This is a genomic window from Bradyrhizobium sp. 154 (assembly GCF_023073875.1).
In the GTDB taxonomy this organism is placed as follows: Bacteria; Pseudomonadota; Alphaproteobacteria; order Rhizobiales; family Xanthobacteraceae; genus Bradyrhizobium.
Map to the genome: position 1 here is coordinate 69,402 of NZ_JADPKG010000045.1, position 23,037 is coordinate 92,438.

22 protein-coding genes are annotated in these 23,037 nt (G+C 64.7%); 15 read left to right on the top strand and 7 right to left on the bottom strand.

Annotated features, from left to right (window positions below; all coding sequences use genetic code 11):
- Positions 1–33: 33 nt before the first annotated feature.
- The 4 genes from IVA92_RS11285 (at position 34) to IVA92_RS11300 (ending at position 2,819) form a co-directional block, all read left to right on the top strand.
- Positions 34–696, top strand: a complete 663-nt coding sequence (locus IVA92_RS11285) for a glutathione S-transferase family protein (RefSeq protein ID WP_247275748.1) — start codon at positions 34–36, stop codon at positions 694–696.
- Between the two features lie 293 nt (positions 697–989).
- Entirely contained in the window at positions 990–1,193 is a 204-nt protein-coding gene (locus tag IVA92_RS11290; RefSeq protein ID WP_247275749.1) for a hypothetical protein, read from the top strand.
- A 156-nt stretch (positions 1,194–1,349) separates the two neighbouring features.
- Positions 1,350–2,336 carry a hypothetical protein gene (locus IVA92_RS11295; RefSeq protein ID WP_247275750.1) on the top strand — a complete coding sequence of 329 codons (987 nt, stop codon included), beginning with the start codon at positions 1,350–1,352 and terminating at the stop codon, positions 2,334–2,336.
- Positions 2,337–2,378: 42 nt separating this feature from the next.
- Positions 2,379–2,819: a DUF1489 domain-containing protein gene (locus IVA92_RS11300; RefSeq protein ID WP_247275751.1), complete on the top strand. Its 441-nt coding sequence runs from the start codon at positions 2,379–2,381 to the stop codon at positions 2,817–2,819.
- On the opposite strand, the gene panC is transcribed toward IVA92_RS11300, so the two are convergent.
- Entirely contained in the window at positions 2,816–3,667 is an 852-nt protein-coding gene (gene panC / locus IVA92_RS11305) for a pantoate--beta-alanine ligase (RefSeq protein WP_247275752.1), read from the bottom strand. The two genes, IVA92_RS11300 and panC, sit on opposite strands and share 4 nt — an antisense overlap.
- Positions 3,668–3,741: 74 nt before the next feature.
- On the opposite strand from panC, the gene IVA92_RS11310 reads away from it, so the two are divergent.
- The 5 genes from IVA92_RS11310 (at position 3,742) to IVA92_RS11330 (ending at position 7,739) form a co-directional block, all read left to right on the top strand.
- A complete protein-coding gene (locus IVA92_RS11310; protein WP_247275753.1) occupies positions 3,742–3,900 on the top strand; it encodes a hypothetical protein in 159 nt (52 codons plus the stop codon).
- 51 nt (positions 3,901–3,951) lie between these two features.
- On the top strand, positions 3,952–4,875 hold the full coding sequence (locus tag IVA92_RS11315; RefSeq protein WP_247275754.1) for a division plane positioning ATPase MipZ: 924 nt from the start codon (positions 3,952–3,954) through the stop codon (positions 4,873–4,875).
- Positions 4,876–5,214: 339 nt separating this feature from the next.
- Positions 5,215–6,075 carry an alpha/beta fold hydrolase gene (locus IVA92_RS11320; protein ID WP_247275755.1) on the top strand — a complete coding sequence of 287 codons (861 nt, stop codon included), beginning with the start codon at positions 5,215–5,217 and terminating at the stop codon, positions 6,073–6,075.
- A gap of 119 nt (positions 6,076–6,194) precedes the next feature.
- Complete coding sequence (locus tag IVA92_RS11325; RefSeq protein WP_247275756.1) at positions 6,195–6,941, top strand: VWA domain-containing protein; 747 nt, start codon at positions 6,195–6,197, stop codon at positions 6,939–6,941.
- A gap of 72 nt (positions 6,942–7,013) precedes the next feature.
- Positions 7,014–7,739 carry a DnaJ domain-containing protein gene (locus tag IVA92_RS11330; RefSeq protein ID WP_247275757.1) on the top strand — a complete coding sequence of 242 codons (726 nt, stop codon included), beginning with the start codon at positions 7,014–7,016 and terminating at the stop codon, positions 7,737–7,739.
- Between the two features lie 214 nt (positions 7,740–7,953).
- Here the strand turns inward: IVA92_RS11330 and IVA92_RS11335 are convergent, their stop codons facing one another.
- Complete coding sequence (locus IVA92_RS11335) at positions 7,954–9,786, bottom strand: D-alanyl-D-alanine carboxypeptidase (protein WP_247275758.1); 1,833 nt, start codon at positions 9,784–9,786, stop codon at positions 7,954–7,956.
- Between the two features lie 387 nt (positions 9,787–10,173).
- Here IVA92_RS11335 and IVA92_RS11340 point away from each other — a divergent pair, with 387 nt between their 5' ends.
- A complete protein-coding gene (locus IVA92_RS11340; protein WP_247275759.1) occupies positions 10,174–10,512 on the top strand; it encodes a phasin family protein in 339 nt (112 codons plus the stop codon).
- Between the two features lie 73 nt (positions 10,513–10,585).
- On the opposite strand, the gene IVA92_RS11345 is transcribed toward IVA92_RS11340, so the two are convergent.
- Positions 10,586–12,517, bottom strand: coding sequence for a pilus assembly protein (locus IVA92_RS11345; RefSeq protein ID WP_247275760.1), 1,932 nt, complete (start codon positions 12,515–12,517; stop codon positions 10,586–10,588).
- A gap of 482 nt (positions 12,518–12,999) precedes the next feature.
- On the opposite strand from IVA92_RS11345, the gene clpS reads away from it, so the two are divergent.
- Both clpS and clpA read left to right on the top strand, forming a co-directional pair.
- Positions 13,000–13,332 carry an ATP-dependent Clp protease adapter ClpS gene (clpS, locus tag IVA92_RS11350; protein ID WP_164934959.1) on the top strand — a complete coding sequence of 111 codons (333 nt, stop codon included), beginning with the start codon at positions 13,000–13,002 and terminating at the stop codon, positions 13,330–13,332.
- Positions 13,333–13,622: 290 nt separating this feature from the next.
- Entirely contained in the window at positions 13,623–16,031 is a 2,409-nt protein-coding gene (clpA, locus tag IVA92_RS11355; protein WP_247275761.1) for an ATP-dependent Clp protease ATP-binding subunit ClpA, read from the top strand.
- Between the two features lie 71 nt (positions 16,032–16,102).
- Here the strand turns inward: clpA and IVA92_RS11360 are convergent, their stop codons facing one another.
- The 3 genes from IVA92_RS11360 to IVA92_RS11370 form a co-directional block, all read right to left on the bottom strand.
- A complete protein-coding gene (locus tag IVA92_RS11360; RefSeq protein WP_247275762.1) occupies positions 16,103–17,524 on the bottom strand; it encodes an MFS transporter in 1,422 nt (473 codons plus the stop codon).
- Positions 17,525–17,695: 171 nt separating this feature from the next.
- Entirely contained in the window at positions 17,696–17,932 is a 237-nt protein-coding gene (locus IVA92_RS11365) for a hypothetical protein (RefSeq protein WP_247275763.1), read from the bottom strand.
- A 100-nt stretch (positions 17,933–18,032) separates the two neighbouring features.
- Positions 18,033–18,989, bottom strand: coding sequence for a helix-turn-helix domain-containing protein (locus IVA92_RS11370; RefSeq protein WP_247275764.1), 957 nt, complete (start codon positions 18,987–18,989; stop codon positions 18,033–18,035).
- Positions 18,990–19,185: 196 nt separating this feature from the next.
- Here IVA92_RS11370 and IVA92_RS11375 point away from each other — a divergent pair, with 196 nt between their 5' ends.
- Complete coding sequence (locus IVA92_RS11375) at positions 19,186–20,202, top strand: carbon-nitrogen hydrolase family protein (protein ID WP_247275765.1); 1,017 nt, start codon at positions 19,186–19,188, stop codon at positions 20,200–20,202.
- A 27-nt stretch (positions 20,203–20,229) separates the two neighbouring features.
- Complete coding sequence (locus IVA92_RS11380) at positions 20,230–21,252, top strand: phenylacetaldoxime dehydratase family protein (RefSeq protein WP_247275766.1); 1,023 nt, start codon at positions 20,230–20,232, stop codon at positions 21,250–21,252.
- A gap of 19 nt (positions 21,253–21,271) precedes the next feature.
- Here the strand turns inward: IVA92_RS11380 and IVA92_RS11385 are convergent, their stop codons facing one another.
- Complete coding sequence (locus tag IVA92_RS11385; protein WP_247275767.1) at positions 21,272–21,910, bottom strand: HAD family hydrolase; 639 nt, start codon at positions 21,908–21,910, stop codon at positions 21,272–21,274.
- An 89-nt stretch (positions 21,911–21,999) separates the two neighbouring features.
- Between IVA92_RS11385 and IVA92_RS11390 the strand changes: the two genes are divergently transcribed.
- Positions 22,000–22,953: a lytic transglycosylase domain-containing protein gene (locus IVA92_RS11390; protein WP_247275768.1), complete on the top strand. Its 954-nt coding sequence runs from the start codon at positions 22,000–22,002 to the stop codon at positions 22,951–22,953.
- Positions 22,954–23,037 lie beyond the last annotated feature (84 nt).

Consider the following 23,037-nt stretch of genomic DNA (forward strand, 5'->3'; position numbering starts at 1 on the left):
TCGCTTCAGGACGTCTCGGGGAGGATTGACGACATGGCTGCGCTGAAACTCGCGATCGGCAACAAGAACTACTCGTCATGGTCGATGCGGCCTTGGCTTGCACTGCGCGCCAGCGACATCCCCTTCGTGGAGACCGTCATCCCGCTCTACACCGACAATCCCGCCGACAAGGAGCAGATCCTGTCCTTCAGCCGCGCCGGCAAGGTGCCGGTGTTGGTCGATGGCGACATCACGGTGTGGGACTCGCTCAGCATCATCGAATACATCGCCGAGCGCTACCCGGAGAAAAAGCTGTGGCCCGACGATGTCGCCGCGCGCGCTTATGCCCGGTCGGTGTGCGCCGAGATGCATTCCGGCTTCATGGCCTTACGTAACGAATGCGGCATGAACCTGCACCGCCCCGTGCGCCCGGTGACGTTGTCGGCGGACGCCAAGGCCAATATCGCGCGCGTGCAGGAGATCTGGCGCGAGTGCCGGACCCGGTATGGCGCCAAGGGACCGTTCCTGTTCGGCCGCTTCGGCGCGGCGGATGCGATGTACGCGCCGGTCGTGCACCGCTTCCGCACCTATGCGATCGAGGTCACGCCCGAGACCAAGGCCTACATGGACACGATGCAGGCGCTGCCGGCGTTCCAGGAATGGACCCGGGACGGGCTCGCCGAAACGCTTCGCATCGAGAAGTTCGAGGACGCCTGACCGCTGGTCCGGACGGGAAGGCCGGCCCGCGCGCCGGCTGGCGGCGCTCCTGCCACCGCCGTGATTCCCCACGCTGCGACATCCGGCTGCGACATGCCGCCGGACGGGGCTGCTCCGGCGGTATCATCGGCCCGCCGGTCCATCTCTATCGTTCTGAAAAGACTGTCAAATTGGCGCGGTTGTCATGCCGGCATGACGCTGGCCAAACGGGCGGGGCTCGTGCTATACGACGGCCCGGGTTTCCGGCCGGCCATCGCAGTGGGACACTGGGCGAGGCAGGCGCTGTTTGAGTGATGGAGAGGGTGTTGAAGCACAAATTCCCCGTGGGAACGCGCGTGTTGTTCACGGCCAGCAATGTGGCGCGTCCGGCTGCCAGCGGCGCGTATGAGATCATCCGTCTGCTGCCGACCGATGGCGACGACTGCCAGTACCGGATCAAGAGCTCGACCGAAGCCTTCGAGCGCGTCGCCAAGGAAAGCCAGCTCGCGCTCTCCTGAAGACGGACGCTACCCTGCGCATTGGCGCCTCCCGGAATTGTATCCTCTCGCCGTCAAAAGGCCCGCTTCGGCTTCGCAAGGTGGGGCGGGGGCAGTTGCCGACTCGCGGTGCTCGCTTGACCATTCGCTCTTTGCTCGCGTGAGAGGACGTCGCGTATGACCTGGTCGCTCGACCAAATTTGGCGCTGGCCGGCCTTCCCGATGTGGATGACGCTGCTGGCTGCCGGATTCTTCGGGCTGATCCTGCTGATCACGCTGCTGCGCGCCGACAGGTCGGTCGCCAACGGCGCGTTGACCGTGATCACGCTGCTGTCCATTGCGATCGCCGGGGCGGCCACGGTGCGCGTCTATGGTTCAGAGGGGCAGGCCACCCCGGCCGAAGCGCGCGCGCAGGCGGTAACGGCGAGCCTGCCGGCGCTGTCCTGCCTCGACGATCTCGCCGGCGATGCCGTGGCCGTTGGCTGCGAGAAGGCGCTGTTCGGCGCGCCTGAGGCAGCGGCTGCCGCCGTCTCCTATACCGCCGCCAGGATCGACCGGCTGACCGCGCTCGGCGACGTCGCCACGGCCGAGAAGAGCCTGACGCTGGACCTGAAGGTGCTGCGCAAATCGCTGGAGCGTGATCGCTACGGCCTCGTCGCCCATGTGCTGGTCGCGCGCGACGGCTGCACGCAGTTCGATTGCGCTGCGTTCCGCTCGCTGACCGACCAGCAGCAGGTCGCCGCCAACATGGATTCCCATCGCTACGACACGCTGGTTGCGCGCTATGCGCCGACCTGGAACGCGCCCGCAACGGCGCTGGCGATGCCGGCTACCGGCGCGCTTTCCGGATTGCCGCCGTCGATGCCGACGGGCAAGCCGACCAATGCCGAGTTCCCGAGCGCCTCGTCGACGCCGCCGGTCAGCATCATGAATCCGGAGCCGCCGACCGCGGCGACGCGCCAGGCGGCACCGGCCGCAAACGCAGCGCCGGCAGCGCGCGCGCCGGCAGCGGCCTCGGCACAGGCCGCAGCGCCTGCGGCACCAACTGCATCGGCCGCGAAGAAGCCGCCTGCTCCAAAGGCAGCGCGTTCTCCCGCAGCGCCGGTTCCGCTCGCGCCCCCGCCAGCCTCGGCGGCTGCTCCAGCGGCTGCGGATAACGAGTAGATCGGCATTCCAAATGCGCGGCTGCCCGGCTAATGCTGGGGCATGCCGCTACACCTGATCAAGCTCGCTGTCGGCTGCGACTCCGTCAAGGAATTGAAGGAGTGGATCGCCGAACGGATGCAGACCGCCAAGAAGAAGGGTCTGCCGCAACGTCACATCCACATCACCCGCATGGTGCCCAAGCGCGACGCCGAGATCCTCTCGGGCGGTTCGCTCTATTGGGTCATCAAGGGCGAGATCGCCGCGCGGGAGAAGATCATCGGGATCGAGCCGTTCCGTGATAAGGACGGCATCGGGCGCTGCCGGATCGTGATGCAGCCGAAGGTGATCTCGGTGTCGCCGCGGCCGATGCGCCCGTTCCAGGGCTGGCGCTATCTGACCGATGATTCGGTGCCCGCCGATCTCGGCAAGTCCGCCGCCGGCTCGATCGCGGCGATGCCGGAGCCGATGCGGCGCGAGCTGCGTGATCTCGGATTGCTCTAAACCGCGATATTGTCGATCAGCCGGGTGGTGCCGAGCTTGGCCGCGACCAGGATCCGCAAGGGTCCGTCCGTGCGCGAGGTGACCGGCGCCAGCGTCGCGGCATGGCGGGCTTCGAAATAGTCGAGGGCGAAACCGGCCGCCTTGATCATCTCGGCGCCGCCGGCCATGGCGGGCGCGATCGCATCGCCTGCACGGATGCGCCCGGCGCTCTCCTTCATGGCGCGGTAAAGCGTGATTGCGGTCTGCCGCTCCTGTGGTGACAAATAGACGTTGCGCGAGGACATCGCGAGCCCGTCGCGCTCGCGCACGGTGCGGGAGCCGATGACCTTGACGCCGAGGTCGAGATCCCGCGCCATCTGCGCCACCACCCGCAGCTGCTGAAAATCCTTCTCGCCGAAGATCGCAAAGTCGGGCCGGCATTGCGTGAACAGCTTGCCGACGACGGTGGCGACGCCGCCGAAGAAATGCGGGCGGAAGCGGTCCTCGAGCCCGGCCAGCGCCGGCCCCTCCGGCACGATGCGGGTGGCAAAGCCCTCCGGATACATGGCCTCGACGCCGGGGTGCCAGACTACATCGACGTCCTCGGCCGCGAGCTTGGCGATGTCGGCCTTCCAGGTGCGCGGATAGGCGCCAAAATCCTCGGTCGGGGCGAACTGAGTGGGGTTGACGAAGATCGACACCACGACGCGGCTCGCGCGTCGCTTGGCGAGGCGAACCAGCGACACATGCCCATCATGGAGTGCCCCCATGGTCGGGACCAGTGCGATCGTGGCCTTTCGCTTGCGGAGAGTGTCGACGGCGCGCCGCAGGGCAGGGACCGTGCGGGCGATCAAGGGACTTGATGACATCAGGACTCGATCGGGTTGGGAATCAGTGCGGGTGCGGCCGGCGCGCGACCGGCTAACCTTAACAAGCGGCGATCATGGACACCATGCATCCGGATGCGGCACAGCATCCCGGCCAAGGCTGCGCAGAATGTCGCGACATTGTGGGCTGGACCACAGTCGAAAAGATGCCGCCGCAATTCATAACGAAGAACGGCGCATTGCAATTTGCATTACCTGTCACGCATTTCACTTGACCGCCGATGCGGTCAACTCGAAGATATTCGTTAGGGGTATTGAGGATCGCCATGCTTGTGCAGGCTAGCCAAGGCCAATCCGGCTCGGCGCATGTGGTCGTGCTCGGCAATGAGAAAGGCGGCTCCGGAAAATCGACGACCGCCCTGCACATCGCGGTTGCGCTCCTGAAGGCCGGCCAGCGCGTCGCCACCATCGATCTCGACTGCCGCCAGCAGAGCTTTACCCGCTACATCAGCAACCGTTCAGCCTGGGCGCGCCGCACCAAGCTCGACCTCGAGCTGCCGGTGCATCGCTGCATCAAGCTCGGCGAGACCATGCAGATCGCCGAGAACGAGAATGCCGAGTTCCTGCAATTCATGGAGGCGGTCTCGGCAGTCGAAAGCAGCTTCGACTTCATCGTCATCGATACGCCCGGCACCGACAGCTACCTGATGCGGCTGGCGCATTCGATGGCCGACACGCTGGTGACGCCGATCAACGACAGCTTTCTCGATTTCGACGTGCTCGGCACCGTCGATGCCGCCAACTACGCGGTCACGGGGGAGAGCCATTACGCGGAGATGGTGCGCGACGTCAGGCGCAAGCGCCGCCAGCTCGACGGCGCGACCACCGACTGGATCGTGGTGCGCAACCGCCTGTCGATGCTCGGCTCCCGCAACAAGCAGCTCGTCGCCGAGGGGTTGAAGGATTTGTCGCTGCGGCTCGGCTTCCGCTACGTCGACGGCTTCGCCGAACGTGTCGTCTATCGCGAATTCTTCCCGCGTGGCCTGACCGCCCTCGACGAGATCGACGAGGCCACGCTCGGCATGCGGCCCAATCTCGGCCATCTCACCGCGCGGGAGGAGGTGACCAGCCTGCTCCGCCAGCTCAAGCTGCCGCTCGATGAGCGCGGCCGCCGCCGCGCCGCCAACCGTGCCGAATGGTTCAATCAGGTCGACAAGCCGCTCGAGGTCCACGACATCCTCGGCGCCTGAGGCCGCGGTATATTGCTACTTTCCGTCAAATCCGAGCCAGTTGCCGCGGGAACTCGGTCCGCGCTCCGCGCGTTTTCATCTCACGTTGACTACGAATTGAACCCGATCGGGCCCGGTTGCGTCGGATGGTGACCTGCACCCTGACGAAGCCTTATGACAAAGGGTGCCCAACAAACGTGTGCGACGCACAATGAAAGGGCTGCCGGTTCACAATATTTAGCCTTCCTGTCACGCTGCTGTGACATATATTAGGGAATAGGCGACAAGGGGACAAAGAGCCCCGGAGAACACGATTTTCAACAGGGATCAGGCCGCAAGAGCCTGCGGCTGAGGACGAAGATGAAGCGTGGAATTGCCGTTCTGGTTTCGGTCAGTGCTCTCTGCGGCATCGCCTATTTCACGGCGAGCAAGTGGGCCATCAAGCACGAGACCATCACCTTCTACGACGCTTCGCGCGACAATCGCCCGGTGCCCGTCCACATCGCGGTGCGCCGCGACAAGGAAATGCAGGCCAACGCCGGCATGATTAAGTTGCCTGTCGCCGTGATCAATCATGGCAACACCGTCAAGAACACCGAGTACGGCTTCCTCGCCAACATCTTCGCTGCGCGCGGCTACATGGTCGTGAGCCCGCAGCATGATTTGCCGACCGACCCTCCGATGGTGACCAAGCCGGGCGAGCTCTATGTCGGCCGGCTGCCGCAGATCCTGCGCGGCGTCGCCAACATTCATCTCGCCATGCAGGAGATGAAGAAGGTCCAGCCGAATGCCGACTACGACAAGGTGACCATGGTCGGTCACTCCATGGGCGGCGACATCACGATGTATTTCGCCAAGCAGTATCCGGATGAGGTCAAGAAGGTCGTCACGCTCGACAATCTGCGCGTTCCCTTCGTCACGGCCGGCAAATTCAAGATCCTGTCGTTCCGTTCCACCGATCCCCAGTTCAAGGCCGATGCGGGCGTGATCCCCACGGACGAGGAGTGCGAGAAGGCGGGCATTCAGGTCGTGAAGACCGAGTTCCAACATAATGACATGCGCGACACCGGTCCGGATGCGGCCAAGAACTCGATCCAGAGCATGCTCGACAGGTTCCTGAGCGCCACCGACAGCGACGTCGGACCGGTCGACACGCAATCGTCTCCGCCCAAGATTCTCGAGCCGGGTCCAGTTGCATTGATGGCGCCTGCCAAGAGCTGACGCCTCCCTCATTGATACCGATCTCGAAGCCTCCGCCGGCTTACGTCCGCGGAGGCTTTGCACATTGACCGGGCTGTCCGCGCCCACCACATTAATCGCCCACGCATGGTTGAGCAGCGATGTCGGGCGACCCCATCAAACCGCGCGGCGATGCCGTCTCGACGAAAGCCGGCGGCGCAGTGCCGCAGGCCGGAACGTCCACCTCGGATGACATTGCCGCCTTTGTCGCCAAGGCGCGTGCGTTGTCACCGCATGCGCCCGGCGCGAGGGGGCGGCTGATCTTCGCGCTGGATGCGACGATGAGCCGGCAGCCGACCTGGGACATGGCCTGCGCGCTCCAAGCCGACATGTTTCGCGAGACTGCGGCGCTCGGCAGCCTCGACGTCCGGCTCGTCTACTATCGCGGCTTCAACGAATGCCGTGCGACGGCGTGGATCTCCGACAGCGCCAGGCTTGCGACGCTGATGAGCAAGATCGATTGCCGCGGCGGCGACACCCAGATCGGCAAGGTGCTGAGCGAGGCCCGGCGCGAGGCCGTCGCGTCCGGCGTGCGGGCCGTCGTCTTCGTTGGCGATGCCATGGAGGAGAACGCCGACGAACTCTGCGCCAGGGCCGGCGAGCTTGGCATGCTCAAGGTGCCGGTGTTTGTGTTTCAGGAAGGCCATGACGCCGTGGCCGAGCGGACCTTTCGCGAGATCGCGCGCCTGACCGGCGGTGCCTGGTGCCGGTTCGATCCTGGCGCGGCGGCGCAGTTGCGCGAGCTGTTGCGGGCGGCCGCGGCTTACGCCGCCGGCGGCCGTGAAGCGCTGCTGGAATTGGCGAAGAGCGCGAGCGCTGCGGCGAAGCTGATCGGCCAGATGAGGTAGCGATCAGGCTGGCGACCGGCTGCGGAAGCTGAACGCGATGCATTTTGCCGAGAGCGCGACTATATTCCGCCCATGACCCTGCTCGCCGGCGCTGTCGCCGTTATCACGCTTTATCTGCTGCTCCAGATGTTCCGCTCCGCCAATCCGGCGGTGCTGGCGCGCACCATCAAGCTCGGTGGCGGCGTGGTGGCGCTGGCGGTCGCAGCGTTCACGGGTCTGCGGGGAGAACTGGCGGTCGCGATTCCGCTCGGCATCTTCGGCGCCGGGCTGCTCGGCTGGACACCCTTGGCCAACGCCGGCTTCGGCAATGTCGGAGGGCTGTTCGGCGGCGGCGCGACGCGCGCCTCCGGACAGGCCTCGCGCGTGCGTTCGCAATTCCTCGACATGCGGCTCGACCACGACACCGGCCAGCTGACAGGCCGGATCGTTGCCGGACCTCATGCCGGGCGCGATCTCGGCGAGTTCGATCTTGCCGGCCTGCTGGCGATGGTGCCGGCGTTCGATGCCGAGAGTGTGGCCTTACTTGAAAGCTATCTGGACCGCCGGTTTCCCGCTTGGCGTCAGAACGCGCAGGGCGATGCGGCAGGGCGGCAGCGTCGCACGGCGGCGAGCGGCAAAATGACGGCGGAGGAGGCCTATCAGATCCTTGGCTTGCAGCCGGGCGCGGGGCGTGACGACATCAGCAGGGCTCACAAGTCCCTGATGAAGAAACTCCATCCCGACCAGGGGGGCTCGACGTATCTCGCTGCCCGTGTAAACGAGGCCAAGGATACTCTGCTTCGTACGCATAACGGCTAACTCCGGCACCACGCTACAAACGCCCGTACCGCGTGAGCTCCGCTTGCTCTGTCTGCCGTCGCCCCGATGCCCGCCATTGTCGGCGTGGTCGATCCCTTGAGGAAAGTTTTAACCGTAAATTGTTGACGAGAGGTTGTCGCGGAACAGCCTCGGCGTCACCCCAAAACGAAAATGCCCGCGCAAGGCGGGCATTTGCTTTGAGAGACTCGAGAGATCAGTTGCGCACGGTGATGCAGGAGATTTCGGCGCGCTTCAGGGTGCGGCAGACCGCTTCGGCCTGGTCGCGCTCGAGCCCGGCGAAGCGGGCACGGTAGAGCTTGCGATTGTCCTTGGCGACGACCGGCTCGGTGAACGGGTCGGCCTTGCTGAGCAGGCCGCGGGCCGAGCTGCGGGCGGCGTCGATGCGTTGCTGGGCTTCGCTCTCGCTCTCGAGCGCACCGACCTGGACGATCCAGCCGCTGTGGGTGACGACTGGCTTGGTCGTGGCGCTCATCTGGATTGGCCGCGGCGCCGGATCGGCGGAAGCAAGCTTCGGAGCGGCCGGGGCGGGAGCGGCGGCGGGTGCGGCTGGCAGCACGCCGAGGATGCCGTTGCCGGTGCCGAAGCCCGCCGGCTGCCGTGGCAGCTCGGTGCGGGCGATCTCGGACTTCGGCGCTTCCGGCTGGCTCGGGATTTCGGGCCTGTTGATGAGATCGGCCCGGGCGACGACGGCGCCGGACGTTTCCGGGACATCGGACCGGGACGGAATGGTGTTCGTGACCGGTGGCGACACCTGCGCCGGGGCAGCGGAGGCGACTTTCACGGCGCCGGCCTTGACCTGAACGGTCTTGACCCGGACCGGCTTCATCGGTTCGGACGAGCCGGGGATGATGGACAGCGGCTGGCTTGAGATCACGCCATTGGTGAGCGGCGCCGGCTCGATCTTGGCTTCAGCCGGGCGAACTTCAGGCTTGGCCTGAGCCGGCGGCATCGCGGCAGTCGCAGCCGCCAGCGTCGACAGACGCGCGGCAAGGCGGGACGAGGCGGCCTCGGGAGCAGGGGCCGCCGCGGCCTGGACCTGCGGGGCAGAGCGTGGAGCATCCGAGGCGTCGGCGACCTCGGCACTGGCGTCGGCGCCGTTGCGCTCGGTGACGGCGGCGACGGTGTGGGTGGTCGCGCCCTTCTCGAGATTCTCCGCGAGCAGATTGCGCATGATCGCGTCGCGGGAGCTGCCGCTGCGGCCGCCGAGCACAACGCCGATCAGATGGCGATTGCCGCGGCGCATCGAGGTGACGAGGTTGAAACCGGAAGCGCGGGTGTAGCCGGTCTTGATGCCGTCCACGCCCTCGACATTGCCGAGCAGGTGATTGTGGTTCCGGATCGACTGTCCGCGCCAGTTGAACGAGGCGGTCGCGAAGTAGCGATAGTAGCGCGGGAAGCGCTCCTGGATGGCGCGGCCGAGCGTGGCCTGGTCGCGTGCGGTCGTCACCTGCTCGTCGTTCGGCAGGCCCGAAGCGTTGCGATAGACGGTCTTGGACATGCCGAGCGCGCGTGCCTTGCGCGTCATCATCTGGGCGAAATCGCTCTCGTCGCCGCCGATCGTTTCTGCGATCACCACGGCGGCGTCATTGGCGGAACGCGTCACGAGGCCCTTGATCGCGTCCTCGACGCGGATGGTCTGGCCGGGGCGGAGGTTGAGCTTGGTCGGATCTTGGTCGGCGGCATGCTGCGACACCGGCATCTCGCTGTCGAGCTTCAGCTTGCCGGATTCGAGGCGCTCGAACAGCAAGTAGAGCGTCATGATCTTGGTGAGCGAGGCGGGGTGACGCAGTGCGTCGGGGCTGGTCGACTGGAGCACCGTGCCGGAATTGCCGTCGACAATGATGGACGCAAATTTTGAGCTGGAGCTCTCGGACACCTCGCGCTGCACCCGATGGTGCGCGTAATGGCGCCGGTGGCGCCGTGCTTCGGCAGCGTCGGTGGTGACGATGATTACGGTGGTGACCGTAAGAAGCCCGAAAACGCCAACCCGCGCCAAGCGCGAGGCAGACAAGTTGTTACGAAGCATGGAACCCCGTCCCCGTTTCTGACTTGATCACCGGCTCGTGAGGCAAAATTGTGCCCAATCGACCCGGGATCATTACCTGCTCAGGCTGTCCCTCCGCTGATGTTCACCGCGGGGGACGTTTGGACCTGAGCCGCTGTTCTGGCTAAGGTGATGTTCTCAAACGGCTTTGGCCGCCTGCGAAAGTGAACACGTCCAGGGAATCAGGGTAGGGGGCCGCGGTTTCCAAAAGCTTAAGGAACCCTTGCGGAAAACCCCGGGAATCTTCGCGATTTAAATGTGCTTTTGTGCGACGCACAAGATTCTTGACTTTTTTGTGCGCTGCACTAATTGTAGGCAAAGTCAGGGAGCCGGGGCTTCCCGACGAGAGCCAGGGAAAAGGATTCCGACATGTTCAAGGTTGAAGACTTTCAGAACTACGGGAAAGAGCAGTTCGAGCAGTGCGTCGCCTCCGCGACCTCCGTGCAGCACGGCCTTCAGGCGATCGCGAGCGCTTATGGCGACTACACCAAGAAGTCGTTCGAAGACACCAAGTCCTTCGTCGAAAAGCTCTCGGGCGTGAAGTCGCTGGACAAGGCGATGGAAGCGCAGACCGATTTCGCCCGTTCCGCCTACGAGACCTTCGTTGCGGAATCGCAGAAGATCGCCGGTCTCTACAGCGACCTCGCCAAGCAGGCGCTCAAGCCGGTCGAGACCATTGTGTCGAAGTTCACCCCGGCTGCGAACTGAGCTTTCCGGGACGTCTTGGAATCGAAAAGCCCGGCTGATCAGCCGGGCTTTTTTTGCCGGTGGGAAACGTTGATCACCTCGCCAGGCGCAGCTTGCTCAGCGCGGTTCCGATCGTATTGAAAATGGTCGCGATCTCGGTCGAGCTCTTGATCTCGTAGAACTTGTCCGGGCTGCTCGCGCAATATTTGAGGATGGCCGAAGTCGGGTCGCCGCTGGTGTTCACCTGGATTGCGTAAATCGTGTACATCGATGCGCCATTGGAATCCTTGGCGTTGTGCAGGTTGTCGCACAGGACTTGCTGTCGGGCGTCAATCGAGCCGGGGAAGGTGCTGTTGCCGTAGGTGGTGGTCTGATTGCTGCCGTTGCCATATGCCGGCCAGCGGTCCTCGGTATTGAGACCGTCAGACAACAGGATGATCACCCGATTGTAAGTGGTGTTGACGGTTCCAGTCTCTGCGGGCGCGTTCAGGGGATTGCCCTGCAGCAGAGATTGCCAGGCCCAAGCCAGGCCGACCGCCTGATTTGTGCCGCCGGTGGGTTGCATGGCGTTGACCGCCGTCTTCAATGCGCTCCAATTGTAGGTGAGCGGCATGATCGGCTTGAGCTGGGGCGAAGAGCTGTCGCTGCAATAGGCGGTGCTGTTTTCGAAATATTGGTTGGCCGGGAACAGCGTTGCGGTATTGGACGACGAAGGGGACGTACCGGTTGCGTCGTTGGGCTGGGTGCGATCAGCGATACAGCCCGTCCATGTGTTGATCGGGTTGGTGGATGCCTGCTGCCAATTGTTCTGAACGGTGGGGGTCGGGTTGCTGGCAGTCCATTTGTTGTTGGCGAAGCCGACGACGGCGCTCACCCGCGGCTGATTCAGGTTATGGGTGAGGTCGTTCGGCCCAGGCTGTGTCCAATCGTGGGTATAGAGCTGGCCGGTGCACGATTTTCCGTTGCCGCTGCCGGTGCAACTGCAACCGGAGACGCTGTTGCCCGAGGCATCGAGCGGGCAGCTGCAGCTTGAGCTGCCGGAGCAGAACGTTCCATTGCCCGCAGACTTGCTCTCCCAGCAGCCGTTGTACATGGTGTGGGAATTGGCGTCGACGCCCGGGCAGATGTAGCCGCTCGGGGGAACAACGTTGACGCCACTGACCGTGTATTTCGAGCTGTTGTTGGTCGCTCCGCTCGTGCAGTAGAAGCCGCCGCTGTTGTTTGACCAGGGGCAGCGCGCCCCGGGTCCCACTGCGTGCCAATTCATCGGAAGACTCGCCTGGTAATTCCCGACCACGTTCGCCGGCTGTGCGGTGGGCGGATTGAGCCAGTCCGTCCAGTCAATCCAGCTCTGGCCGTAATTGCTTGCTCCGACATTGACGGTTTTGGCAAAAGGAACGAGTGAAATGTAGACGTCGCCATCGTTCTTGCTGAGCGCGCTGAGCTGGTCGATCAGGCCGCCGCTTCCGGCCACTGCATTCCTCAATGCCGTCATTTTTCCGTTCTGAGCCATCGACCCCGTGTTGTCGAGCGCGAGCGCCACGCGCATCTTCGCGTTGCCCCAGGTTGCGGTCGACGTGGTATTGAAGCCGAGCGTCGGATAGCCGGCGATCTGCATGAACATGGAATCGATGTAGCTGGAGCCTTCCAGAAGGATCTTCGCTGCCGCGCTTGTGGTCGCCGCAGTGTAGGTTGCCGTTAGCTGAACCCTTGTCTTTGCTGCCGTGTCCGCGGCTTCGCTACCGGCGAACAGGCCCTTGAAATAGTCTGCCGCTTTCTGGCTGATCTGGGACTGGGAGATGGTACCGGCTGTCAGGTCCCTCGACAGCATCAGCGCGGTCGAATCCAGGGCGGCCTGCATTGACGATCGCGCGCGGGTGGCCCGGCTGTAATCGATCGCGGCACCGACGAAGGTCAGCACTGGGACGAGCGCGATGGCGAAGATCACCGCGATGTTGCCTTGCTCGGCCTTCCCGAAGCTGGCGAGCTGTCGACCAATGCGGCGGACAACGGGCAGGTGAAGCATGACGACCCCCGAAATCTGTGGTTTGCCCGATTTCGCCCCAGGCCCTTGAAGGGTCGGTAAATGGGACCGTAGAAAGCCGGAGATATCCCGTCGAAACCGTCGCAGTCGCGCTAACGGCCGGGTTCCTGGTCAACAGGTCCAAACAGTCACAGTGGAAATTTTTGTCAAATCGATCCGGATTGATTAACCTTGGTTTGGATCGCCGGGCCGGGAATCGGGACCGCCGCGGCCGCATCGGCCAAACCTTTGCACGCTTGCGGCGAGCCGGGGGCAGGGCCATATTGCTAGCGAACGATCCGGTTCGGACCGGACCGCTCGGAAGCGGCGATCCGGAAAGGCGGCGCGCTTGTGCGAGGCTCCGAGGTACTGAGCTGCGCCGCAGACCGTCATTCGCTTCCCTGGGGAATTTGAACGCCTGTGCCATGCCGCAACTGACTTCCAGACTGGACCTGCCAGCGGTCACCGCCGCCTCCGCTCCCCGGATGAGCAACGACGAAAACCGTTCGGGCGGCCCTTCCGGGCCGAACACGTCGGTCATTACAAAGGTCAAGCCGAAGACCAAACGGCCGAACCTGTATCGTGTGCTGATCCTCAACGATGACTACACGCCGATGGAATTCGTCGTCCATGTACTGGAGAAATTCTTCCAAAAGGACGTCGAGGCTGCGACCAAGATCATGCTGCACGTCCATCATCACGGCATCGGCGAGTGCGGCGTATTCACCTACGAGATTGCCGAGACCAAGGTGACGCAGGTGATGGACTTCGCCCGCAAGCACCAGCATCCGCTGCAATGCGTGATGGAAAAGAAGTAAGATGCCTCACGGCGCGCTTGAAGCCGGCTCTTGCGTAGTGGCGGTGTGATCGTCGCGCGAGGTCTGCGCGCGGCATCCGCTGCAGCCGGCAGAACTACGGAATTCTGTGCCGGCGCCGATCCCGCCCAAATCGGAACGGGTCTTGCATCGAAAATGCCGGCCTTGTGTGCAGCCGCCTGAGTCGCGGAACCGGTCTTTCGCCGCGCTCTTGTATAACTATATGTGAGAAAGGTTGTTGTTGCCTGACCGGGCGATGACGATCATGATGGTGGGGGCCATAGAGGACGCGAATGCCGACTTTTTCCCAAAGCCTTGAACAATCCCTGCATCGTGCACTGGCGATCGCAAACGAGCGTCATCACCAATACGCGACGCTCGAGCATCTATTGCTCTCTTTGATCGACGACTCCGATGCAGCCGCCGTCATGCGCGCCTGTAGCGTCGATCTCGACAAGCTCCGCACGAGTCTCGTCAACTATCTTGAGACCGAATTCGAGAACCTGGTGACGGATGGCGCCGACGACGCCAAGCCGACCGCCGGCTTCCAGCGCGTGATCCAGCGCGCGGTGATCCACGTGCAGTCGTCCGGTCGCGAAGAGGTGACCGGCGCCAACGTGCTGATCGCAATCTTCGCCGAGCGCGAGAGCCATGCCGCGTATTTCCTGCAGGAGCAGGACATGACGCGCTATGACGCGGTCAACTACATCAGCCACGGCATCGCCAAGCGGCCAGGCGTCTCCGAAGCGCGGCCCGTGCGCGGCGTCGACGAGGAGACGGAGGCCAAGGGCAACGAGGACGCCAAGAAGAAGGGCGAGGCGCTCGAGACCTATTGCGTCAACCTCAACAAGAAGGCCCGCGACGGCAAGATCGACCCGGTGATCGGACGCAATTCCGAGATCAACCGCGCGATCCAGGTGCTGTGCCGCCGGCAGAAGAACAACCCGCTGTTCGTCGGCGAAGCCGGCGTCGGCAAGACCGCGATCGCGGAAGGCCTCGCCAAGCGCATCGTCGACAGCGAGGTGCCGGAGGTGCTGGCGGCCGCGACGGTGTTCTCGCTCGACATGGGCACGCTGCTCGCCGGCACGCGTTATCGCGGCGACTTCGAAGAGCGCCTGAAGCAGGTGCTGAAGGAGCTCGAGGCGCACCCCAACGCCATCCTGTTCATCGACGAGATCCACACCGTGATCGGTGCGGGTGCGACGTCGGGCGGGGCGATGGACGCATCGAACCTGCTCAAGCCGGCGCTGGCCTCGGGCACCATCCGCTGCATGGGCTCGACCACCTACAAGGAATACCGTCAGCACTTCGAGAAGGACCGTGCGCTGGTGCGGCGCTTCCAGAAGATCGACATCAACGAGCCGACGGTCGAGGATGCGATCGCGATCCTCAAGGGCCTCAAGCCGTATTTCGAGGACTACCACCGGCTGAAATACACCAACGAGGCGATCGAGGCCGCCGTCCAGCTCTCCTCGCGCTACATCCACGACCGCAAGCTGCCGGACAAGGCGATCGACGTGATCGACGAATCCGGTGCGGCACAGATGCTGGTCTCCGAGAACAAGCGCAAGAAGACCATCGGCATCAAGGAGATCGAGACCACGATCGCCTCGATGGCGCGGATTCCTCCGAAGAGCGTGTCGAAGGACGATGCCGAGGTGCTCAAGCATCTCGAGCAGACCTTAAAGCGCACCGTTTTCGGCCAGGATAGGGCAATCGAGTCGCTCGCCGCTTCGATCAAGCTGGCGCGTGCTGGCCTGCGCGAGCCGGAGAAGCCGATCGGCTGCTACCTGTTCTCGGGTCCGACCGGCGTCGGCAAGACCGAGGTCGCAAAGCAGCTCGCGGCGACGCTCGGCGTCGAGCTGCTGCGCTTCGACATGTCGGAGTACATGGAGCGGCACACCGTGTCGCGCCTGATCGGCGCGCCTCCCGGCTATGTCGGCTTTGACCAGGGCGGCCTGCTCACCGACGGCGTCGACCAGCATCCGCATTGCGTGGTGCTGCTGGACGAGATCGAGAAGGCGCATCCCGATCTCTACAACGTGCTGCTCCAGATCATGGATCACGGCCGGCTTACCGACCACAACGGCAAGCAGGTCAATTTCCGCAACGTGATCCTGATCATGACCACGAATGCGGGCGCGGCGGATCTCGCCAAGCAGGCGTTCGGCTTCACCCGTTCGAAGCGGGAAGGCGACGACCACGAGGCGATTAACCGGCAGTTCGCGCCGGAATTCCGCAACCGCCTCGATGCCATCGTCTCGTTCAGCCATCTCAGCGTCGAGGTGATCGGCACCGTCGTCGAGAAGTTCGTGCTTCAGCTCGAGGCGCAGCTTGGCGATCGCGACGTCACCATCGAGCTGTCCGAGCCGGCCAAGACCTGGCTGGTCCAGCACGGTTACGACGAGCAGATGGGTGCACGTCCCATGGCCCGCGTGATCCAGGAGCACATCAAGAAGCCGCTGGCGGACGAGGTGCTGTTCGGCAAGCTCAAGGGCGGCGGCCATGTTCGTGTCGTTCTCGTCAAGGACGAGGCCGACGAGACCAAGGAGAAGATCGGCTTCGAGTTCGTTGAGGGCCCGGTCACGCCGAAGCAGGAGAAGCTGCCCGGCGCCCGCAAGCGTCCGCCAGGCAAGTCCAAGCCGGGCGGTCCCGGCGGCTCCAAGGGGCCGACCTCGAAAGGGCCACTGGTCAAAGTCTGATTTGCACGCGATGAGTTGAAAAGGCCGGCTGAAAAGCCGGTCTTTTTGTTGCTCGCATCACCGTAGCGGCGTCATTCACCCCGCAGGCGCTGGTCGTCCTGCACGCGAACGTGCTCGGCGCCGCGCGCGCCCGGGGGCGACAGTCGCAGCATGCTCAGCACCGCGCCGCAGAGTGCAAAGCCGACACCGGCGAGGAGCGCCAGCCGGGTTCCTTCGACCGGATAGCGGCCGAGGAACAGCGCCACCAGTGCCGCGCCGGTGGTCTGGCCGAGCAGGCGGGCCGTTCCCAGCATGCCGCTGGCGCCGCCGGCGCGCTCGCGCGGGGCGGCCGCGATCATGGTGCGGTTGTTGGGGGTCTGGAACAGGCCGAAGCCGGCGCCGGCCAGCGCCATGCGCCAGATCACGTCGAACGGCGCGGGCGTTGCAGGCAGCAAGGCGAGCGCGCCGAGGCCGCAGGCGAACAGCGTGAGCCCGATACCACCGAGCAGGCCGGCGGGATAATGCTCGACAAGGCGGCCAGCGAGGGGCGCGGCGAAAACCACCGCGATCGGCCAGGGCGTGATCAAGAGGCCCATGTGCACGGCGGAATAGCCGAAGCGGCTCTGCAGATAAAAGGGGATCGCGACGAAGGCCAGCATCTGTCCGCAGAACGATGCGATCGAGGTCGCAATCGACAGCGCGAACACCGGGATGCGCAACAGATCGATCGGCAACAGCGGCGAGGTCATGTGGGTTTCGCGATAGATCAGCAGCGCGCCGGCGACGATGGCGATGGCGAACTGCACGAGGCAGGTGACCGCCGCCTCGCCATGGCCGACGCTGTCGACGGCGGCGATGCCGACGCCGAACGTGATCGCGGAGAGCCCCGCGCTCTGCCAATCGAAGGAACGGCTTGCGGGCCTGGTGTGCGGCAGGCTGCGCAAGCCGATCAGCAATGTCACCGCACCGAGCGGGAGGTTGATGGCGAACAGCCAGGGCCAGCTTCCGATCGCGAGAATCCCGGCGGCGAGCGTCGGGCCAACCGCGGCCGAGAAGGCGACCACGAGCGCGTTGAGCCCGATGCCGCGGCCGAGCTGGCTGCGCGGATAGGTGAAGCGCACCAGCGCCGCGTTGACGCTCATGATTCCGGCCGCGCCAAAGCCCTGGATGATGCGCGCGATTGTCAGGAGCGGCAGCGTGTGTGCCAGCGCGCACAACGCGGATGCGAGCGTGAACAGTGCGAGCCCGACCAGATAGACGCGACGATAGCCGACGATCTCGCCAAGCGAAGCCAGCGGCAGCAGCGAGATCGTGATCGCGAGCTGGTAACCGTTGACGATCCAGATCGAGAAGGCCGGGCTCGCATCGAGGTCGGCCGCGATCGTCGGCAGCGCCACATTGGCGATGGCGCTGTCGACCACCGCCATGATGATGCCAAGCGCAATGGTCAGCACCGCCTGGCTGCGCTGCGGCTGCGGCAGGCCGTCGGCATGCTCGATCGGGGCGGATGACATGATGGAGGCGCGGTTGATTCGAGCCGTGATTCATCTCCGAATAGGAAATTGCCGGATCGACAGCAACCCGTCAGGACACGGACAGTTCCCCTGCCGGGAGCCGGGCTTCCGCCATGAAAAGAAAGGAGTCGGGAGCGCTTTCGCGAGAGCCCGGCATGGCTTGGCAATGCCCTAGTCGTGCCGCAGCATGTCAGCGAAGGCCGCGTCGGCAACGCGCGGGTCGATCGCTTTCGCCTCGGGCTGGATTTCGATCGTCGTTGCGGACGAGGAGAAGCAGGCGAGCTGGTAGTCACCCGGCTGCCGCGGCAGGAGCGTCAACCCCCAGCCTACCAGGACGAGCAGCGCGAGCCGGATGGCGATCACACCAAGCAATAGCTCCGTTCCGCTTATGGTGGCGTCGGTCCTCATGCGTGCCAGCTTGAGGCAGGTCAGCAGGCAAGACAATTTGGAATTGGCGAGCGCTGCCTTCGCTCGAAGCGAAGGCTCGAGGTGATCGCTGACTGGACTGTCAGTGCCGCGACTGGCTCTGCCGGAAGTCGCGCGGCGACATGCCGAAATGGTCGCGGAAGACGCGGCCGAAATGCGAGAGGTCGTTGAAGCCCCAGGCGAAGGCGATCTCGCTAATGTGGCGATGGGCGAGCACGGGCGAGGCGAGGTCGCGCCTGCATTGGGCGAGGCGTTCGGCGAGGACATGGCGCTGGAACGAGGTGTCCTCGTCGGCGAGGAGATCGTTGACATAGCGCGGCGAGATGCCGAGCGCGGCCGCGGCCTCCGCGAGCGAGAGGTCGGGATCAGCAAGATGCGCGCGGATGTGCGCCTTTAGCCGGTAGAGCAGGGCGGAGCGATGGGTCGAGGACGGCAGCGACGTCTTGCCGAGCCGCTCGCCGAGCGCCATCGCAAGGAGATCGACCGCCTGCTCCGACAGTGCGGCCGCGTTGTTTGGAGCAAGTTGGTCCGCGCTCTGGCAGAGCCTGACAATGAAATCATAGGCGAGCCGTTCGAGCGGCACATCGGCGCCGAACGCAATCGCGGTCAGTGCCTCGGTGCCGCCGAGCCGGCGCTGCAGCATCTCACGCGGCACCTTGAAGATGGTCTGCGTGAAGCTGTCGTTGAACTTCAGCTCATACGGCCGCGTGGTGTCATACAGCGCGAATTCGCCGGGATGGATCACGGTCTCGCGGCCATCCTGCACCACGCCGCCGTTCCCGCGATTGCCGAGCGCGACCAGGACGAAATCCTGATCAGAGCGCGCGATGCGCGAGGGCGTGCGGAAGACATGCTGGCGGTCGGAGCAGACCTCGGAGCACACGGCCCTGCCGAGCGAAGCCTGCGTGACCGAGCCGTGAAAGGCGCTACCAACGTCCGACTTGCAGTCGAGCCCGACGAAGACGTCGCAGACAATGTCCTGCCAGAGGGCCAGCCGCCGGTAGCCGGGGCTGCCGTCCGTCGTGAACTGGATTGGCATCTGAGGAGCCTCCCTTTCACACCCTGCAAAAATCGCCTGTTGGCGGATCCAGCCTGCCCGGAGGCAAATCCCGTACCGGTTGGCGGGCGCGTCCAGTCGAGTTTTTGTTCCGCCCTGGTCGAGCGCCCGGCCGTCCGGCTTGGCCAAATAGACTGCATCGGACGTGGCTTCCGATCAACCGGCGATGGAGGCGGGAATGGGCATCGAACATCCGAAATACAAGGTGGCAGTGGTACAGGCGGCGCCGGCCTGGCTCGACCTCGACGCCTCGATCGCCAAGTCGATCGCGTTGATCACGGAGGCCGCGGAAAAGGGCGCCAAGCTGGTCGCCTTTCCTGAGGCGTTCATCCCCGGTTACCCCTGGCATATCTGGATGGACTCGCCGGCATGGGCGATCGGCCGCGGCTTCGTGCAGCGCTATTTCGACAATTCACTGTCCTATGACAGCCCGCAGGCTGAAAAGCTGCGCGAGGCCGTGCGCAAGGCAAAGCTCACCGCCGTGATCGGCCTGTCCGAGCGCGACGGCGGCAGCCTCTATCTGGCGCAATGGCTGATCGGGCCCGGCGGCGAGACCATCGCAAAGCGCCGCAAGCTGCGGCCGACCCATGCCGAGCGCACCGTCTATGGCGAGGGCGACGGCAGCGACCTTGCCGTGCATGCGAGAGCCGACATCGGCCGCCTCGGCGCACTGTGCTGCTGGGAGCATCTCCAGCCGCTGTCGAAATACGCGATGTACGCCCAGAACGAGCAGGTGCATGTCGCCGCCTGGCCGAGCTTCTCGCTCTACGATCCCTTCGCGCCGGCGCTCGGCGCCGAGGTCAACAATGCGGCTTCGCGCGTTTACGCGGTGGAAGGCTCCTGCTTCGTGCTCGCGCCTTGCGCGACGGTGTCGCAAGGAATGATCGACGAGCTTTGCGACCGGCCCGACAAGCATGCTCTGCTGCATGCCGGCGGCGGCTTTGCCGCGATCTATGGCCCCGACGGCAGCCAGATCGGCGAGAAGCTGGCGCCGGACCAGGAGGGTCTCCTGATTGCCGAGATCGACCTCGGCGCCATCGGTGTTGCAAAGAACGCCGCCGATCCCGCCGGGCATTATTCGCGGCCCGACGTGACGCGGCTCCTGCTCAACAACAAGCCGTACAAGCGGGTCGAGCAGTTTGCGCTGCCGGTCGATATGGTCGAGCCCACGGACATCGCCGCCGCGGCGAGCTGATCGCCGGGACCACGGGAAAGCATGATCATGGAATCCGCAATTCCTCTGCATCTCGAAACCCAGCGCACGCGCCACAAGCGCGTGCCGGACGACTACCAGCCGCCATATCCGTCGTTCGTGGCGCGCTACAAGCCAGCCGTGAACCGCGTCGTGATGGCCTATCTCGGTGTCCAGTATCGCGGTGTGGCACCGGCGGCGACGGACGCTTTGATAGAAATTGCGGAGCTCTTCGCTGCAGAGAACGGTCCGTCCCACTGGGACCGCGCGCATTATGTCGACCAGTTCGGCCATGAGAACGTTGTCTCCGTCGGTTATTGGGACGACGTCGCACGCTTCGATGCCTGGTTCGCACCTGCGCGAGAGGCGTGGACCGGAAGTCAGCGAGACGATATCGGCACCTTCATCGAGGTGCTGCGACCCATTGTGGCGCGGCACGAGACGCTGTTCTCCTCGCCTGACCGGCCCGAAGGTGTCGCCGCAATCGCCGCCGACATGAGCGGCGAGGTGCAGGAGCACGCGTATTGGGGCGGCATGCGTGATCGCATTCCGCTGTCCCAAACGGATGCGATGACGCCAGGCGGCGCACCGGAGCTGATCCGCGCTGGCGCGCGGCTGCGCGTCGTGGCGCACGACAATCTCTGCCTGATCCGCTCTGGGCAGGACTGGAGCGATACCGAGACGTCCGAGCGCAAGCTCTATCTCGACGACGTCGAGCCGGTGCTGCGCCAGGGCATGGATTTCCTGCGCGACGACGGCCTTGGCATCGGCTGTTACGCCCATCGCTACATGCGGATGCTCGCGGCTGATGGCAGCGTCAGCGAAAAGTCCTATGGCCAGAGCTGGTGGAAGAGTCTCGCTGCGCTCGAACGCTGGGCGGAGTCGCATCCGACCCACCTCAAGATTTTCGGCGCCGCGATGAAATATCTGTCGACGCTCGGGCCGTCAGCCAAGTTGCGGCTCTATCACGAAGTCACGGTGGCTGCCGCCGACGAGCAGTTCTTCGAATATCTGAACTGTCATCCGAAGACGGGCATGCTGGCGGCGGTGTAGGCCGTCCGCGCCTGATCGGCTAGGTCACGCAGTGGCGGAGCAGCTCGGGATGTGCGGCGCAGATGTGATGAGCGCCGGCGTCGAGCAGCTCGGCCTCGCTGCCGTAGCCGTAGAGCACGCCGATGGCGGTTATGCCGTTGGCGCGGGCGCCGACCACGTCATGGCTGCGATCGCCGATCATGACCGCGTGCTGCGGATCAACCCTGGCTTCCTCGAGCGCGTAGCGGAGCAGGTCGCGCTTGTCGACGCGCGTGCCGTCGAGCTCGGAGCCGAACACGCGCTCGAAATAGGGCTTCAGGGCGAAATGATCGACGATGCGCGTGGCGTAGACGGCAGGCTTGCTGGTTGCCACGAACATGCGCTGACGTGTCGCTGCGAGCCTCGACAATGTGTCCGTAATTCCGCTGTAAGCCTCATTCTCGAACAGGCCGATGTCGCTGAAGCGCTCGCGATAGAGCAGGAGCGCACGGTCAGCGAGTTCATCGGTCCCGGTGAGCTTCTTGAGGCTGGCATGCAGCGGTGGGCCGATGCACCAGGTCAGTTCGTCCTCGCTCGGCACCGAAACGCCGAGCCGTTCCAGCGCGTACTGGATCGAGCGGGTGATCCCGGGCTTTGGGTTGGTCAGTGTGCCGTCGAGATCAAAAAAGATTGTCACCATCAGGGCGCGACCTGCATTGATATTGCTGCTCGTTGCTAGAGGGCTGGGGTTCCAAGTCAAGGTCTGAATTGTCCCATAGCGGCAATGCCATGCGAATAGCTCGGATCATCGCTGTCTTGTGCCAGACCCTCGTGCTGTCGCCGGCGCTGGCGGAGGAGGCGCCTGGGCCCGTCGTGTCACCGAATGCCCAGGAACCAGAGAAACCGGCGGAGAAACCGAAAGATGCCCGCGAGAGCGACACGCGGGAGTCGCTCTGCCTGATCATCGAGGCGGCCGCGCGCCAGGCCAATCTGCCGCTGGAGTTCTTCGCCCGCGTGATCTGGCAGGAGAGCCGCTTCCAGTCCGACGCCGTCGGACCGGTGACCCGCAACGGCGAACGCGCGCAGGGCATCGCACAGTTCATGCCAGGCACCGCCGGCGAGCGCGGGCTGCTTGATCCCTTCAATCCGGTGCAGGCGCTGCCCAAGTCGGCCGAATTCCTCAATGAGCTGCGCAACCAGTTCGGCAATCTCGGCCTCGCGGCTGCCGCCTACAACGCCGGCCCGCGGCGGGTGCAGGAATGGCTCGCGGGCACCGGTTCAATGCCGGAGCAGACCCGCAACTACGTTCTCGCCATTACCGGTGCGACAGTGGAGACGTGGGCCAAGGCCGGCGCGACCGGAAGCGGCCCGCCGAGCGCGCCGCCGACGGGCTGCCGCGATCTCATGGCGTTGCTCAAGCGCGCTCCCAATCCGTTCGTGGCCGAACTCGAGCAGCATGTCGAGCTTGCCGCCGCAAAGGTCTGGGGCGTACAGCTCGCCGCTGGCTTCGACCGCAATAGGGCGCTGGCGATGTATTCCCGCGCGGTCACGCGGCTGAGCACCGTGATCGGTCATCGCGATCCGAGCTTGCTGTCTTCCGTGATGCGCAGCCGCGGCACGCGCGCCTTCTATCAAGTGCGCATCGGCGCCGACACGCGCAGCGAAGCGGATGATCTGTGCAACCGCATCCGCAAGGCGGGCGGTGCGTGCTTTGTGCTGAAGAACCGCGGTGTGAGCGGGTAGGGGATGCGCGCATGCCAGCCCCGCCGCGGGCTTCCTTGACGCGAGCCGCTGCGTCGCCCGTTATGCAGGCACGATTCCTCTCCT